This is a genomic window from Streptacidiphilus sp. MAP12-20 (genome assembly GCF_041262525.1).
Lineage (GTDB): Bacteria > Actinomycetota > Actinomycetes > Streptomycetales > Streptomycetaceae > Streptacidiphilus.
This window is the reverse complement of the sequence record NZ_JBGCCK010000006.1, coordinates 109660-125320: the sequence shown is the minus strand read 5'-3', so window position 1 is coordinate 125320 and position 15661 is coordinate 109660. Positions and strand designations below refer to the sequence as shown.

Annotated in this window: 13 protein-coding genes and 1 pseudogene; 6 read left to right on the top strand and 8 right to left on the bottom strand. The window is 65.8% G+C overall.

The window, feature by feature from the left end:
- The first annotated feature begins 73 nt into the window (after positions 1-73).
- Both ABIA32_RS09955 and ABIA32_RS09950 read left to right on the top strand, forming a co-directional pair.
- A complete protein-coding gene (locus ABIA32_RS09955; RefSeq protein ID WP_370093630.1) occupies positions 74-2587 on the top strand; it encodes an ATP-binding protein in 2514 nt (837 codons plus the stop codon).
- Between the two features lie 56 nt (positions 2588-2643).
- Positions 2644-3028, top strand: a pseudogene (locus ABIA32_RS09950) (6-pyruvoyl tetrahydropterin synthase family protein).
- Between the two features lie 65 nt (positions 3029-3093).
- Here the strand turns inward: ABIA32_RS09950 and ABIA32_RS09945 are convergent.
- The 7 genes from ABIA32_RS09945 to ABIA32_RS09915 all read right to left on the bottom strand — a co-directional run bounded on the left by ABIA32_RS09945 (position 3094) and on the right by ABIA32_RS09915 (position 13447).
- On the bottom strand, positions 3094-4443 hold the full coding sequence (locus ABIA32_RS09945) for a DNA cytosine methyltransferase (protein ID WP_370093629.1): 1350 nt from the start codon (positions 4441-4443) through the stop codon (positions 3094-3096).
- Between the two features lie 9 nt (positions 4444-4452).
- On the bottom strand, positions 4453-6294 hold the full coding sequence (locus ABIA32_RS09940) for a DUF6339 family protein (RefSeq protein WP_370093628.1): 1842 nt from the start codon (positions 6292-6294) through the stop codon (positions 4453-4455).
- Positions 6291-7121, bottom strand: coding sequence for a hypothetical protein (locus ABIA32_RS09935; RefSeq protein WP_370093627.1), 831 nt, complete (start codon positions 7119-7121; stop codon positions 6291-6293). Before ABIA32_RS09935 ends, ABIA32_RS09940 begins: the two co-directional genes overlap by 4 nt.
- A 65-nt stretch (positions 7122-7186) precedes the next feature.
- A complete protein-coding gene (locus ABIA32_RS09930) occupies positions 7187-9187 on the bottom strand; it encodes a hypothetical protein (RefSeq protein ID WP_370093626.1) in 2001 nt (666 codons plus the stop codon).
- Positions 9184-10209: a PD-(D/E)XK motif protein gene (locus ABIA32_RS09925; RefSeq protein ID WP_370093625.1), complete on the bottom strand. Its 1026-nt coding sequence runs from the start codon at positions 10207-10209 to the stop codon at positions 9184-9186. Before ABIA32_RS09925 ends, ABIA32_RS09930 begins: the two co-directional genes overlap by 4 nt.
- Entirely contained in the window at positions 10206-12764 is a 2559-nt protein-coding gene (locus ABIA32_RS09920) for a Z1 domain-containing protein (protein WP_370093624.1), read from the bottom strand. Before ABIA32_RS09920 ends, ABIA32_RS09925 begins: the two co-directional genes overlap by 4 nt.
- Before the next feature lie 242 nt (positions 12765-13006).
- Entirely contained in the window at positions 13007-13447 is a 441-nt protein-coding gene (locus tag ABIA32_RS09915; protein ID WP_370093801.1) for a very short patch repair endonuclease, read from the bottom strand.
- Between the two features lie 129 nt (positions 13448-13576).
- On the opposite strand from ABIA32_RS09915, the gene ABIA32_RS09910 reads away from it, so the two are divergent.
- The 4 genes from ABIA32_RS09910 (at position 13577) to ABIA32_RS09895 (ending at position 15190) form a co-directional block, all read left to right on the top strand.
- A complete protein-coding gene (locus tag ABIA32_RS09910; RefSeq protein WP_370093623.1) occupies positions 13577-13711 on the top strand; it encodes a hypothetical protein in 135 nt (44 codons plus the stop codon).
- 241 nt (positions 13712-13952) lie between these two features.
- A complete protein-coding gene (locus ABIA32_RS09905) occupies positions 13953-14240 on the top strand; it encodes a hypothetical protein (RefSeq protein ID WP_370093622.1) in 288 nt (95 codons plus the stop codon).
- Positions 14237-14653 (top strand): type II toxin-antitoxin system VapC family toxin, encoded by a 417-nt coding sequence (locus ABIA32_RS09900; RefSeq protein ID WP_370093621.1) that lies wholly within the window; start codon positions 14237-14239, stop codon positions 14651-14653. The genes ABIA32_RS09905 and ABIA32_RS09900 overlap by 4 nt, the downstream gene beginning before the upstream one ends.
- A gap of 303 nt (positions 14654-14956) precedes the next feature.
- Complete coding sequence (locus ABIA32_RS09895; protein ID WP_370093620.1) at positions 14957-15190, top strand: hypothetical protein; 234 nt, start codon at positions 14957-14959, stop codon at positions 15188-15190.
- A 168-nt stretch (positions 15191-15358) separates the two neighbouring features.
- Here ABIA32_RS09895 and ABIA32_RS09890 read toward each other — a convergent pair whose 3' ends face one another.
- The gene (locus ABIA32_RS09890) at positions 15359-15508 is read right to left on the bottom strand and encodes a hypothetical protein (RefSeq protein ID WP_370093619.1); all 150 of its coding nucleotides are present in this window, start codon (positions 15506-15508) and stop codon (positions 15359-15361) included.
- Positions 15509-15661: the final 153 nt, after the last annotated feature.

Here is a 15661-nt window from a genome sequence, read left to right as displayed (position 1 = left end):
CCGTCCTCACCGAGCTGGGCGAGCGCATGCTCAGAGAGCCGGATCTGGCGAGTCATCAGCTCGTGGTCGTGCAGTGCGCGCCGACCTCTCAGGTCGCGGGTCCTACGCGGTCGCGTGCGAGCTGGTGTACCGGCTGGCCGTGCTGCGCCGGCGGCAGGTGCCGAGATGGCGCCGCGTGCTCGGCGGAGCGGGCAAGGGGGCGGTGCAGTCGCTGCCCGAGGTGCTCGGCGCCCTCGTCCCCGGATTGGGGCCGTTGTGGGCGGCGGGCAAGCAGGTCACCGAATCCGCCCTCCGCGCCGGTTCGATGCCGGGCGACAGCCTGGTCCCCTGGCAGCAGACTGTGGTGTCGCACATCGCCGATGCCGTGCTGCAACTGGCACGGTCGGGGCCGCCCGTGGTGCTGGTGGTCGATGATCTGCAGCGCATCGACCAGGGCAGCCTGAGCGTCCTGCACGCCCTGGTGCAGCGGTTGCCCGGCGAGCCGCTCAGCCTGGTCGTCGGCTACGACGGAACGGGAGGCCCGGCCGCGGGGAGCGTCGGCGATCTCGACGAACTGCTGCGGCGCTGGTCGAGTCACGGCCGACTGGAACGCCACCGCCTGGAGGGCCTGCCGCTCGACGCCGTCACGACGCTCGTGACCGGTCGTCTGCCGCACGCGCCCGCCGGCTTGCCCGACGCGATCGTCCGCGCCACCGGCGGACATCCGCTCCTGGTGGGCCTCTGTCTCGAAGCATGGCTGCCGGAGCACGGCACTTCGGTCCCGCTCCCGGAGACGCTGTCCGAGCTGGTGGAGGGCTGGCTGGCCGGGCTCGACGCGCAGGACCGGGAGATCATTCTGGCGGCTGCGGTCCAAGGCCGGACCTTCCTGTCCAGCACCGTCGCTGAGGTGACGGGCCTGCCGGCAGACGTCGTGCTGGAGCGACTGCGTCTGCTGGCGCGCAGTCGACGGATGATCGTCGGCTGCGCGAAGCCCGAATGGGCCGCAGACGACCAGGCCGATGCCTACAGCTTCGGCTACGGGGCCGTGTGGCAGGTGGTCTACCGGGGCCAGACCGATGAGCAGCGCCGCTCGCGCCACGCCGCGATCGCCTCGGCGCTCGGCGGAGCATCTGAGGGCGGGGCCTCTGGCGGCGGGGGAGCGCGGACGCCGTCCACCGGCCGTCGCCTGGAGTGGGCCCGGCACCTTGAGTTCGGTGGCGTGCCCTGCTACGAACAGTCGGCCGTCGTCCACTACGAACTCGCGCGAAACGCGGCCGTGGAGGGTCTGGCCTTCGCGGACGCCGAACGCTACTGCCAGATCGCGATCACCGCCTCCAGGGCGCTGCCACACGACCGGCCGGACCGTGACAGGCGACTCGTCGCCGCCATCGAACTGCTGCTCTGCCTCACCGAAGTGAACTGGCGTGGGCTGCACACCCCGGGCGGAGGCCCGGAGATCGACGCGCTCGCCGCCGAGGCCGAACAGGCAGCGGCGCGGGTTGCGGATCCGGCGCTGATCGCCCGCACCACTCTCCTTCGCGGCAAGACGCTCTTGGTCACCCGCGGTCTCGTCCCCTCCCTGGAGAAGCTGGGCGACGCGGTGGCCTGCGCTCGGCGGCTGGACGATCCGGTGGCGCTCTTCGTCTCCCTGGTGGAGTACGGACGGCAGGTGTCCAAGCGGCGTCTGGCCGCCGGACTGGCTGCGCTGCGGGAGGCCGAGGAACGCTACGCCACCGACCCGGCGCTCGGGGGCAGCGAGGATCCGGTGCTCCAGCACGCCAGGAACCTGGCGGAGATGCAGCTGGGAATTACCCTTCACGACTCCGGCGAACTCGGCGACGCCCACGCCCGCCTGCTGCGCTGCACCGACCGGCTGCGGACCGAGCCGCTGCGTGCGGAACTGCCGATAGCGCTCAACTACCTGGCCCAGAATCAACTGCTCCTCGGCTTGACGGACGATGCGGAGCGGACCCTCCGCGAGGCCAGGGAGTTCGCGGGAACCCGCGGAGCCGACAGCGCTTGGCACGCCTACAACACAGCGCTGCTGGCGTTCCTGTGTGCGAGGGAGCCGGCTCGTCGGGAAGAGGCCGTGGCCCTGGCGGAGCAGGCGTGGCTGGAGACCCAACGCACCTGGCTGGCCAACCTCAACCCGATCGTCCGCAACCTCTACGCGGACGTCCTGCTCCAGGCCGCGCCGCAGGACGACAAGGCGCGGGAACTGGTCGAGCGCCTTGCCACGGACACCTACCTGGAGACCCAGGAAACCGACATGGTCCGCAGCGAGATCGCGGCCCAACTGCTCCGCAGCCGCGTCGCGACGGTGAGCGGGAACACCGCCGACGCCGTTCGCCACGCCGAGTCGGCCCTCACCCGCCTCGCGGAGGTCGGCGCGATGCCGGCGCTGCGCACGGAAGAGGTCTACTTCTACGCCGCGCACGCCTTCCACGCCGCCGGCCGCGCTACGGAGGCGGACGCCTTGCTGCAACGCTCGCGTACGGAGGTCCAGCGCAAGGCGGCCAGCCTCGACGACACCCCGGACCTGCGCCGCAGCTTCCTCACTGCCGAGCCGCTCAACGCGCGGATCCTCGGCAGCCACCCCTACGAGTAGCAGTGGCGAGGGACTAGAGTGCGCAGCCCAGAACCGGTGGAGGGCGAAGAGCAACCGTGCTGACGATCACCAAGGAGTTCGCCTTCTCGGCGAGCCACGTCCTGGACCGCCTGCCCTCCTGGCACCCCTGCGCCCGCATGCACGGCCACAACTACGCCGTCGTGCTGGAGCTGAAGGCCCCGCGTGCGGAGTTGACCGAGAACGGGTTCGTGAAGGACTTCCGCGAACTCGATGTCTTCAAGACTTGGATGGATGAGACCCTCGATCATCGCCATCTCAATGAAGCGATGGGGGGGGGGTGTTTCGCCCTCGGCCGAGAACCTGGCGATATGGATCTTTGACCTCTGGAACCCACGCCTCCCCGCCCTCACCGCCGTGACCGTCTCCGAGACCCCCCGCACCACAGCCACCTACCGTCCGGCACCGGATGCACTCGCCTGACTCGCAGGCGCATCCAACAGGGTTTATCAGGCCGGCAGGTAATCGTCATACGTCGGGCTTGCTGCTCAATCGGTCGGGCGCAAGCAGGCATGAATAGCAGAGGCGATGGCTGTGCCCAGGGGGATCGGCACCGCATTGCCGATCTGCCGGGCAACTTCGGTCTTCGAGCCGCACCAGCGAAATCCGGGCGGAAAGCCCTGGATGCGAGCCGCCTCGTAGTGAGTGATGGGGCGGTCTTTGGTCGGGTGCAGGTATCGACCCTTCTCGGGTTTAAAGAATTCGGTTCGGATCGTGACGGACGGCTCTCCCTCCCGGAGTCGCCCCATCACGTCACCAGTTCCGGTGTTGTGGTTGTCCCAGCTCTCGGTCGAGAGGTATCTGACTGCTGTTGTCACCCCTTCCGGAGCCGACTCCTTGAAGATGTGAATCTTCCCGTTCTCATCCTCCGTATACCATTTGCCGCGAAGGTCCTTGCGGTTTCCGCCTCTGGGGATGGCGCGGTAACGAGCCTGTGATAGCACCTCGGGGTTTCGGCCGATGTGCAGATCGTCAGTGGTGAAGATGCCCGGGATGGTGTCGTCGATCTCCGGGAAACGCACTCGCGTGCGGGGGAGCTCGGTTCCCTTGACGCGGAGTTTTGCGGACTCCGCGAAGACGCTGTCAGCAGCGAGCCAATAGCCGGTGCTGAGCTCGACGCCGTCAATTGGTTGATGCGACCCGCCGAGGGCGGACTTGCGACGTCGCGAGTGGGAGGCGATGGGATAGGCCATCCGATCACTTCCCTCGAAGTCCTTGCGTACGCCGATCACAATGGCACGCCGTCGTGCCTGGACCGCCCCATAGTTTGCGGCGTTCAGCAAATAGCGCCCGGTTCGCTTGTCGGTAGTGTCGGATGGTGCCGCACCCGGCGGGGTGACGAGTTGATAATCCTGGAGGATGTTCCCGGTTTCAACGGCGCTCAGGAGGTCTTGGAATTCGACGGACCTGAGGAAGCGGTCGACATTCTCGATAACGAAGATCTTGGGCCGGATGAGGGCGACGATCCGTACGTATTCCTCCCACAGGCGGTTGCGCTCAATGCCCTTCTTGGACCGATTGAGCGCTGAGAACCCCTGGCAGGGTGGGCCGCCGATGACGACGTCCGCATGCAGATCCTCGTCCGTGGGTTCCCACTTCTCGATGTCGCCCACGTGGAGCCTCGTGGCTGGGCTTGTTGCCCTGGCGCGCAGGCTACCGAAGTTGGCGGCATACGTGGCAGCAGCGGCGCGGTCGTGCTCGACCGCGGCGATGCTCTGAAAGACCGGACCCGACTCCTCCGATCCCGATGGACGGAACTCGTGTAGACCCTGAGTGAAGCCGCCACAACCGGAGAAGAGATCGACGACTGTGATGGGATCGAAGGTGCCGGGGTGCATGGAGGGATTTTAGCCGTGCAGGGCGGCTGCGAGCGCCAGCCCAACCGCAGTGGCGAGGGGTGGAGGCATGGCGTGTCCGATTTGGCGATACTTGGACGTCTTGCCGCCGAAGAAGCGCCAGTCCTCCGGAAAGGCCTGGATCATCGCGGCCTGGCCGATGGTGAGCCTCGGCTGCTCGTCAGCCGGGAAGCTGATGTCCGGGGGCCCATCCGCGAGGCTGGTGCCGTTCACTCCGAGCGTTGCCCATGCCTTCTTGCTGCCGGTGGGACCGAGGTCGGCCCCACCGCGACGATCGGAGCCGCCGACAAGGGCCGGCGCGACGTTGTCGGCACGCTTGATCCAGTGCTCGGCGCCCGGCCAGCCGAGCGCCGACATCGATGGCCCAAGGGCCTGTCCCACGGTGGGCGGGGGCAACGCATTCGGCTCGGGCCAGGCGAACCTGGGAAAGAACGCTTCCTGCAGGGCGACCAGGAAGCCGCTCCTTCGGCTCTGTGGCACACCGAAGTCCGCAGCGTTGAGGACTCTCCAGGTCGAGCGGTAGCCCGCTCCGAGCAGTGCTGCTTCGATCCAAGCCCGGTCGACAGCAAAGTCAGCGCCGTCGACCAGGTCGGCAACGTTTTCCAGAAGCACGGCCTTTGGCTTGAGCTCACAAGCGAGCGTGACTGCTGCCCTCAGGACAGTTCGCTCCCCTTCGTCATCGGCTCGACCGACTGTTGCGACCGACTTCACGCGTGGGAGTCCACCGCTGAGAAGATCGACACCGATTGCGTCCGGCCGCATGCTCATTCGGAATTGCACGACGTCCATGCAGACTACGTCCCACTCCGGCCGGTTCAGGTCGATGGTGAAGCAGGCGTCGGCCTTGCTGTCGATGAGCAGCATGGGGTCGAATCCGGCGCGCTCGAGCCCCAAGGCCTGCGCCCCGGAGCCGGCGCAGATTTCGATTGACCTGTAGCGGCCGGAAAGGGGGGCACTCGGTGGTGCGGTCCATTGAGAGGGCCGCGCAGCCGGTGCACCTGCCCTGGCTGCCTCCCCGGAGAGGGAGTCGCTGACAGCTTCAGGTTTCGGCAGCTGGGCCGGCCGGTCGTCGTGCGCCGGGGCGACGCGTTGGGCAGCGATGGACTCCTGAGCAACCGCGTGCAGTTCGAGGTCGAGAGCGTTCTCTTCTACCCCGTCGAACAGCACGAAGGGGGCCAGTCTCAGTAGTCTCTTGAGGAAGTCACGCAGTGCCTCGCGCTCGTTGAGCCCCTTGAGGTCGAGATCCTTCCAGATGCGGAGGATGGCCCGGACGAGGTGAGGACTGCCACCCAGCGCGGTGCGTCGGGCGTAGATCTGGTCGAATGCTGCCTCGCCGAGAACCTCGAGCGCCCCGTACGGATCTGGATCGTCGGGGGAACGTACCAGCTGGGCCCGCCACCAGAGCCGGCCGAAAACGTGACGGGTGAGATCGGTACCAAGGACGCGGTCTTTGGGCGGTTGAGGGTACCGCCAGAAGGCGACGTCGGGGAGTAGAACGAGCGCGAGAAAGGCCCAGACGTCACGTGATGCGGCCTCAGCGGGCACCATGCTCATCTCGCTGTGGAGGAGAGCAGCGAGCCGTAGATCGAAGTCCGCATTCCTGGAACGATCGGAGGCGTTGGGGAAACCGGCGCGGTTGGCGAGATCGATGACACCCGCCCGCAGATCGCGGAGCTGATCGGTGGAGACTCGGTCACCGCCTGTGGCCACGTACACGGCCGACTCGTGGGAGAGGGCGACACGGCCTGCCAGTTCGTCCGGTGTCAGAGGCCGGTATTCCTCAAAGAGTGGAGCGGCTTGTTGGGTGAGCAGCCGGGGGTAGAGGAAGCTCATGACGGCACCTCGAAGATCTTGACCGCCGCCTGCAGGTCTGATGCGAACAAGGCTGGTGACTGACGTTGGCGCAGACGGACGTCGGTGATCGACTGCCCCGGGAAGAGCTGATTGAAGAGGCTCAGGAGCGTGGCGCCCAGCGAATCGTCGGCGTAGTCCGCGTCCTCGACGAAGTCATCATTGCCCAACGCATGTTCGATCAGAATCCGCGCTGTGTCTGCATATACCGCAGAGAGCACGATCCGATCGATCGGACGGGGCTTGCCTGCGTTCTGGAATGCGGTTGTGGTGGCGGAGTTCCGCTCGTTCACCAGCAGGAGCAGGGAACCCATCGTGGCGCTCTCGAGGCTGCCGCTGATCTGGAGGTGCCAGGCCGCTGCATCGGGGAAGGACGTGCGCGAGAAGTCGACCACGGCCATGGGGAATTGCGGCGCATCCCCCTGGAGGCGAAGCGCCTCCTGATCGCTCCACAGGACCGAGCCTGCTCTGCGTGGGGATGAGGGAAGGGCATCGCTCCGTCGCTCGCCGAGAACGAGTGCCGTGCTGAGAAGAAGCAGGCCACCCAGATCCGCGCCGCGAAGCCGGATGTCGAAGTCCACCGTGATGCGGCCGGCATCGGTCAGGCGTTTGTGGTTGGCGGGTCCGCTGAGATTCGATCCTGTGGCGGTCCAGACCACGGCAAGAGTGAGCACTGCATCGGAAGGAAGACCTGACTGGATTCGCGCACGGTCAGTGTCGACGTGGACGCTCCGGCGCAGCCGGAGGTCCATCTGATAATCCCAGTCCGGCAGTGCATCCGGCATGCTGAGCTCGCCGTCGTCGGTCACGAGGCGCCATCGCTCGGCACTGACCACATCGTCGGACGGGATCCGGTACGGAAGAACGCGCCGAGTCACGGCGTTCTCACCGCCTCGACCCTGATGTCGATCTCGGTCATCGTGTCCGGAGCAGGACGCACCAACGCTCGCCAGACAGATTCCCCTCCATCGATCACGCATGTCTCCGTGGTGTGAAGTCCGGAGTCAGTACTCTCCCAGCCGACCAGCGTCGGAGTCCTCGCCCCGATCGGTGGGTCCGTTTCGCGACCGCTACTGCCCGGGAGCGTGACGGCCAGGTCAATTCGGACCTGTTGTGGCCCAGGAACCGGGAGTCGAAACTCCTGAACGAGCAACGAGTCGCCATCCCGATCGTCGTAGTACGGCTCGCCGACGTACTGCACTCGCGGACGGCGCCGTCCAACGCCGGCACCAACGTTTGCCCATTTGTCCGTGACCTGGGCAGCCGGGTGGTTGGCATTCGGTCCTGCGGCATCGCGCGGGGCAGGCCAACTGGTTCCGAGTCGTGGATCCGGCACGGGATTTCGGTCGGAACTCGGCTCTGGGGTCACCTCATCCGCCTCGTCGGGTGCATGGCGGGCGCTCCGGATCGCAGTGCTGCCCGGTTTGGAGTACGCGGTCGATCCGCCGATGCCCCAGGCGCCGCCCACCAGTCCAGAGAAGAAGGAACTCGCCGCGCCCAGGGCAATCTGACTGGCACCGGGGCGCGTCATACCGCTCAAGGACAGGAGCCCGTCCAAGGCCTCCCCGATGCGCCGGAAGGTCGTCAGCACGAACGTGCTCTCCGGCCTGTCGAGCGACTGTGCGTTCCAGGCGTCGTGAGTCGGTGGTTCGGCCTTCGCATAGACCTCGTCCATGGCCTCGTCCGCTCGGAAGACGCCTGCGTAGCCCTGGTTCGCGCTGGGAGGTTTCGGTCCGGGCCGGTATGTGACGACGAGTTCCGCAGGTCGCATCAGACACACGTGGTGCACGATGTCCTCAATGTCGAGCATGCGCGAAGCCCGGGACGGCTCCAGTGGCGGCATGATTCGCTTGACCAGCCCCAGCCGCCCGAGGTAGCGCCTCGGTCTCATGCACTCGACCGTCATGCCGCCAGGCCCGAGCATCATTTCGTAGGCGGCCACGAACATGTTGAGCGGACGAATCTCCTGCGGATCCGGAACCTGGTGTTCGACACCGTCACAGGTGACGGTGAAGCGCATGGCGGGTGGCTTGCCGCCGCTTGAGATCATCTTGGGCCAGAGGTGCCAGGCGATGGTCTCCGCGAGGTAGGCGGCAGCCGCGGCAGGTTCAAGCTCGTCCAGGTTCGGGTCGACCACGACGATGGTCGTCCCTGTCTCGGCCGCTCCGAAGGGCCGCAGGCCGAGGCGCTGTGCCGTGGCTTCTGCGGCCGGGCCGATGAGGGGTTCTACCACGCCACCCGATATGTCGCCCCACCAATGTCGGCCGGTATATCGCCGGTCCCCGGAGGGCTCGGCCGCCACGTAGCTCTTCCAAAGGGAGCAGCCGATGAGCCGGGTCTCGAAGCCTCCCCCAGCGGTGCGGCAACGGGAGTGAACGAGAATCGTGCCGGACCTGGACAGCAGGTAGAAGATGCCTTTCCCGAAACCGTAGGTACCGCCACCGAGGGCAGTGTCGCGCGGTTCCCCGATATTGCGGATGAACGAGACGAAGTCGCGCTCGGAGCCCACCGCGTCGTCGGCGCGAGTCGGTCCGCCCAATCCTCGGGTGCCGCAGTCGGAGACGGCCAGGACCCGGGCCGGGCCTCTCCTGAGCGTCTCACGAAGCGGAAATCTGTCGGCTCCGACGGGCGCAGTGTCAGCAAGGAGCTCTCGCCATGCGCCGGCGTGTGCCGGTCCCACAGTCCACATGTCGATTCGATAGTCGACTGGATCGGGCGACGACAGAAGCCTGGCGTCCCAGCTGTTCTGGGCCGATTCACGAACCAGGATGGTGAGTAGGTCGAGTTCGGGCCGTCCGAGCTGATTTCGGATGCCCTCGGCCGCGCTGGCGCCTTCGGGGGGATAGGGCTGGGAGAACCAGCGTGCCTCCGTCACACGGACTCCTGGATCATTCTGTCGATCACCTGGGCAACTTCGCCGGCCGTGAGGGGTGCAGGCACCTCGCCGGACAGGTCGATGGTGTACTCGACATCCAGTACGGACACCGGGACCCCCGCCGCTTCGAGCGCGCGGCCCGTCAGCCGGGGGAAGCCCGCCTCGACGCGGTACCATCGCTCCTCGCAGATCTCGTAGCGCACATCGTGATAGCGATCGGCATCGGAGAGGCGATACCCGGCTCGCGCGAACAGTTCGAGGACCGTCCCTTCGTCGTCGCAGAGGCGAAGTACCTCCTCTGCGGTGTCGTTGAGGGCGGCGCCAAGGCCCTCCGTCGTGGTCCGCCGCAGGCGGAACCAGGCAAGGACGAGTGCACCGTCCACCGGCGCCTCGAGTTGATCCAGCCCGTGGATCCGCGGCTTTCGCCCGTCACCGCTCGTGGCCGACTTGACCTCGACGGCCTCGCTGCCCGCCGCAAAGTCGTGCCGGTATCCGAGAGGCCCCTGCCAGAAGCGGTGCGCGCTCGGATCCTTCTGGAGGAACCGCTTGAGAACGGTCAACTCGCCGTAGAACCCAGCAAGCTCCTCCGGCCCCAGCAATGTGCCCTGTGCCCGGAAGAGCGCCCTCCATCGGTCGAGCACTCTATACAGCACCTTGACGGGGTTGTCCGGCGTTTCCGACGTTGCACCGAGCACGTTCACGCACATCTTCGTGAATAGATCGTTGAGGTCGTCGCGCAGGCATGCCAGGTCGGCGTATGTCTGGAACGTCTCCGCGTCCTCCAGTGAGCGCTTGCGCAGGCGCAGGACGGGTCCGTCCAGCCCGGGACGGACCTTGCGGTGCATGTGGATCGGTACGAGGAGATGGCGGTGCCCTTCGCGATCGACGGCCACTGCCAATGTCCCGTTCACGACCTCCGTCGGGAGTTCAGCCACACGCAGGCGACGTGCTCCCACAGTGGCTTCGGCTTCCAGCGCCGACCAGCGATCCTCGACGAGGCGCCGCAATTCGTCGTCGTTCATGCGTCCTCTCCATCGAGGAGGCTGTAGTCCTCGTCCTCGATTCGAATGTTCGAGAGATTGGCAGAGATGTAGCTCTCCACCGCGCTGTCGCGGTTGTGGGGTTCGGGGAAGACCAAGCCCAGACCGATGACATGCTCCTCCGCGTTCAGGGGCGCACGTAGCCTCTTCGACGGGCTCGGCTCGGACACCCTGTCGATCGGGTACAGGACCAGGAGGCCGGTGTCGGGGAACTGCTGCCGCCGCTCGTCCATGATTCCCTTCTCCGTCAACTTTGCTGTGTCTCCGGAGAGGTCGACAGCAGCGTCCCTTCGGCTCATCAGCGTTTTGATGTCCGCGAAGTCAGGGGTCGGATTGGGAAGGTGAAGACGTGCGCGATTGTTTCGCCCCACACTCACTCCGCGGGCGAAAGTGAAGGGATCCCCCTTCGGATTACCGACGATCGCAACGTTCCATCGACGGAGTGAGCCGACGCCGGAGACCTGCTTCCGGATGTACTTGATGATCAGGTTCGCGTCGTTCTCGGGAGAATTCTCGTGGAACCTGTAGTTCGACAGGAAGTCGATCACAAGGTTGTGGGGCACATCGCGGAAGACGAACCGACCCTCCGTGGGGCGCTCATCGGTTCTTACGGCGTTCGCGGCAGAGGCCGCGACCAGGTTGCGAGCAGCGTCGATGTTGTTCCCGAGCCAGTCGGCGTCGGTGCGGAAATAGTGCGTCTGAACTCGCTTACCGCCGTACGACGAAGCGGCGGTGACGGCGTCGCGCATCTTGGCCGCCGCTGTCACGCGAAGCGCCGGGTGGGTGCGCAGGCGCACAGCGAAGGTGAGCGGGGTTTCATCCTCCGTCATGTAGATGTCGATGTCTCGGCGCATCTCGGTCTCGACCGTGGCAAGGTGCCGAAACCACTCGGCCAACTCGTCCGTCATCCAGATTCGCGGCAGATCCGCATAGCCGTTGCGGAAGCCGAACCACCGTCCCATTTGCAGCAGCGTGTCGTACGCCGAAACAGCGCGGACGAAGTAGCTGACGGACAGGCCTTCCAGAGTGAGCCCACGTGAGAGGGTGTTGCCGCCGACTGCGATCGCCACGACCGGACCGTTCTCGTAGTCGAGACGATCCTCGCTGCTCGAATTGTCCATGATGATGCGGCAACTGTTGAGAACACCGGGCAACTCAGGCATCAGTAGCTCAAATGGCACTTTCGTGACGTCGAAGTCTTCGGCTCTGACCCGATCAGTCTCCTCCTCCCACAGATCCCGCAAGCGAGAGAGGAGAGCGTCGTCCTGCTCTGTCAGGGATCGGGCAGACCGGGCGAGAAGATGCTTCAAGGGCCTTTCGAAACTGTTGTGCACCGCGGTGTTGACGCTTGTGTGGATGAGCATGGTGTTGTGGGGGTTGCCAGTACCGCGCACGCGTCGGGCGGCTGTGACCAGCCAGAAGTACTCGACCGCCTGCCTGAGGGTGTCTGTGATCACTGGCTCGAAGCCTTCGACGTCGGCCCTCGTCTCCGGGCGAACGGCCGCCACGTCGTCCTTGGGAACCGAACGGATCATGTCGTGTCCGTCGTCGACCTGCTCCGGATCCTCGCCGTCGAGGGCATAGCGACCGAAGAGAACCTCGGTGCCGAAGTGCCCAGCGGGTTTTGGAAGATTGACGACGAAGTCCTTGGGGTAAAGATCCTCCGCGCTCGGGTCGATCAACAGGTTGGCGAACGGGGTAGCGGTGTAGCCGAGGTAGGCGGATCTGGGCAGGTGGCTCATGATGGTCAGGATGAGCGGGTTGATGGATTTAGTCGCAACTGTCGCTTGATCGGCCTCATCATCGATGATGAGCGCAGGGCAGTCCTCGAGGTACTCCGACGCCTTCTCGAGCCATCGGGCGAGCTTGCGCAACACGGTGGCGTTCTTCTTGACCACGCACAAAACGTGAGTCTTGTTGCTCCGCCCGAAGTATGAAGCCGGGTTCTCTTGCGGGGTGAAGTCCTTGTCGAGTCCTGTCAGCTGAGACCACATCGATGGGTTCGGCTCGACGAGTTGCTGCACCAGCCGGGCCTGCGTCTGGCGCCGGAGCCCGTTGTGAATGCCCGCGAGGACGATGAACAGCTTGTAGCCGCGATCCGCTGCCTTGGCCACCACCGAGGTGAAGTTGGTCGTTTTGCCTGACTGCACATATCCGACGACGAGCCCCCGAGTGGAGAACGTCTTCTCCTTCGGGTGGTTCAGCAGCGAGACGACACGAGTGGAGGAGTCGTCGAGGCTCCGGATCGCGGGCTCTTCGGGCCAGCCGTCCTTGCGGAGGAGATCCGTGATCGCCGGCCAGCACTTGTCCTTGGCCTGCGGGCCGGTGTACCACGTGTCGCGGTTATCGAGCACCACCGCATGCGGCTCCTCGAGCTCCCTCACGCGGATGGTCTGTTCCTCGTGCCGCTCGCGGATCCGGTCCACGATGTCAGGACTGATGCCGAACTGTTCCAGGCGTTTCACGGCCTCCGACGGCGGAAATGCGTCCAGGAGCGCCTTGAATGTGTCGTACATTGCATCGAGCTCATCCGCCATGGGAGTTGACCGCTTCCCGTTCTCACTTGGTGCGACAGCCGGGCAAAGTAGGACGCGTCGGCCTCCAGGCCCGTCCCACGGTGGGCGAGGGCGTTGAGCGTGTCATATGCCGTCTCGCACAACTCCTACACACTAGTGACCCGAACGCCTGCCAACCATGGGCTTGGACCTGAAACCCCGACACTGGCTCACGGGGTGCCTCCTGCCCTCGAAGCCTGAACATCAAAGGCAGTTGACTTCGCTCATACGCCGGCGCCCTCCTCTCGCTCGCCCAACTGTCGTTCGTGCGGGAGATGACCCCGCTTCTGGGGGCGAGAAGCGGCCACGGCATGGGCAACTGCGGTTGCGACGGCTTCAGGCGTCTCGTGCTCCCAGAAGCGCAGTACCGTCCACCCGGCGGCGGTCATGTGTTCGGTGGTCTCACGATCTCTCGCTACGTTCCGGTCGAGCTTGGTCCGCCACCACTCGGCGTTGGCCCTCGGTTGGGTCGCGTGGTCGGGACAGCCATGCCAGAAGCAGCCATCGAGAAAGACCGCGACCCTCGACGGACCGAAGGCGATGTCTATCGTGCGCCGTCTCATTCCGGGTACGGGGACGTTCACTCGGTAGCGCAGTCCAGTTCGATGCAGGATTCGGCGCACGGCCAGCTCCTGCGCGGTATTACGGGATGCCTGACGGCTCATGCGAGCGGCAACCGCGGGGGAGGATGGATCAATACTGGCCACAGCTCCAGTGTGCAGTGTTGGGCTGAGGGCTTGTTTCCCCAGTCCATCTGGCACGGATGTGGCATGGATAGACACAGCGCTGGGGTAGTGCTAATCCTCACCGAGGCGGCTGTCGGCTTCGTTCGACGCCTGGGCGAGGCAATCCTCGACCTGGTCCGGGCGAGCCTGCGCGACGGACGGGAACACGCAGTCGACTTCGACACCTTCACCCTTGGAGCGTGAGCTCGTCGGCAGCGTGGCCTCGGTCGCGGAGGCAGCGCCCGGCGTCCGGGAGCTCGTAGAAGCCTGGAAACGAGCTGGACAGCCGTTACCCGTCCGCTGCCGTGCTTCCTGGCCTCATCACCGCGGCAGAGAGGGCCGGCCGAGCGTCCTCGCGCGGTGCCGAATCCGGTGCGGAGCTCAGCATGCCCTACGAGGGTGGCTTCCCGTACCACGGCGTGGTACGGAGGGCTACTCTGGTCTCATGGCTCTTCCGCATCGTCACCCCACAGACGTCAGCGTGCGCCAGTTCGTCGCTGACTCCGGCAGCGTCACCCGAGGCCTGCGCCAGGGGCACCCCTACATATTGACGCTCAACGGCGAACCCCTCGCTCAGATGATCCCCATCCGCCGCCGTCGCTCAGTCCCCAGGGACGAGGCGCTGGCGATCTTCGCCACTGCCCCCGTGCTCGACCCTGATGAGCTGCGCGAAGACCTCGCGCGCGCAGTCGACCAGGACCTGCGCGACCCGTTCGAGGGAACTGACCTGTGACGCATCAGGAGGGAGTGCTCGACACCAACATCATCGCGGCGCTGTCGGCGTACGACCCCGCAGAGCTCCCGGATGAACTCCTCATTACGTCCGTGACGCTCGGCGAGCTGTCGCACGGGCCACATGCGACGGATGACCCCGTCAAGCGGGCCCGGCGTATGGCGGTCCTCCAGCATGTCGAGGGTGCCTTCGATCCGCTCCCGTACGACCGTGACGCGGCGAGGATCTACGGTCAGATGTGCGCGGCCGTGATTGCCATTGGGCGTCAGCCTCGGGGGCGTTCGTCCGACCTGATGATCGCGGCGACGGCGGCAAGCAACGGGCTCCCGCTGTACACCTCGAACCCCAAGGACTTTCAGGGGCTGGAGGATCTGGTGGAGATCGTCGCCATCACACGTCCAAGCGGAGCCTGACTGTGCCCCGGATATGACGAAGGCCCAGTTCCGCGGGAGATCCCGCTGACCTGGGCCTTAGTCGCGTTCGTTGCGAAGTGCCCTTGGTTCCCCGATCCCCCCGGTCGAATGGGCACCCTCGGGGCACGCTCACCTCACGCGTCGGTGCCCCTAGAGTGACGGTCGTGAAGACCGATCGTCGGCTGCGGCGTCTCGTCGTGGGCGATACCACCTGGCTGTGGTCCGTGCGTCAGAAGGTCGACCGTTCGGGTCCCGGTAACTACCAGCTAGCGCTCTCTGCGCAGGCAGGACTTGCCTGCTCGGTTGGCAATCGTGTTCAAGCCGCAGGCCGACCGGATCGTCTCCAAGGACTATTTTGAGGCCGGCACAGTGGTAGCCCTCCCAAGCCGTGACTGGTTGAACCTGTACGAGCCCAGGACGGTTCGGCGTCTCCTTGATGCGGTCGCGGAGCGCGGCGGGCTCCCGACCAAGGACTGCACAAAAGAGGTTGACGGCTGGCCACTGTTCTTCGCTGTGGTTGGCGCCGATTCCGCTTAGGCCTCTCTTGCCAGGGGCAGCTTCCCAGGCCAAGACGAGCGGCTTCACAGGCGGCTACACAATCTCAGGTACGCCACTTGACCTGCGCTGCAGCAAGCCGCACGCGCTCCAGCATGACGCTTGGTTCGTGGCTGGTCCGGATCTTGGTCGCCGCTCGACCCGACCGCTTCAGTAGTACGTCCCCCAGGTCACCGCGAGCAGGCCGAGCACGAGGATGAACGCCAGAGTGATGGCCACAATGGCTCCTACGACGAGACAGAAGATCCGTGCTCGTTCGCGGCAGAGCTCCTGCTGAATGTCCTGACCATGTTCCGGCATCTCGTACCCCCTCGGCGGAGAGTAGCGCACGCGCTCACTACCAGTTCTGTGAGGAGGGACCGCCCCACGGCCCACCCCCTTACTCCCACCCTCCCGCACCTTCTCCCCTTCACCGCGCTCCTCCGGCTCGTGGGTCGACCTCCGTGCGGGCAA

Bases quoted from the DNA above. Each gene is read 5' to 3' on its own strand.
- ABIA32_RS09920 (WP_370093624.1), bottom strand. From the start codon at position 12,764: ATGGCGGATGAGCTCGATGCAATGTACGACACATTCAAGGCGCTCCTG.
- ABIA32_RS09890 (WP_370093619.1), bottom strand. From the start codon at position 15,508: ATGCCGGAACATGGTCAGGACATTCAGCAGGAGCTCTGCCGCGAACGA.
- ABIA32_RS09905 (WP_370093622.1), top strand. From the start codon at position 13,953: ATGGCTCTTCCGCATCGTCACCCCACAGACGTCAGCGTGCGCCAGTTC.
- ABIA32_RS09945 (WP_370093629.1), bottom strand. From the start codon at position 4,443: ATGCACCCCGGCACCTTCGATCCCATCACAGTCGTCGATCTCTTCTCC.
- ABIA32_RS09940 (WP_370093628.1), bottom strand. From the start codon at position 6,294: ATGAGCTTCCTCTACCCCCGGCTGCTCACCCAACAAGCCGCTCCACTC.
- ABIA32_RS09925 (WP_370093625.1), bottom strand. From the start codon at position 10,209: ATGAACGACGACGAATTGCGGCGCCTCGTCGAGGATCGCTGGTCGGCG.
- ABIA32_RS09915 (WP_370093801.1), bottom strand. From the start codon at position 13,447: ATGAGCCGTCAGGCATCCCGTAATACCGCGCAGGAGCTGGCCGTGCGC.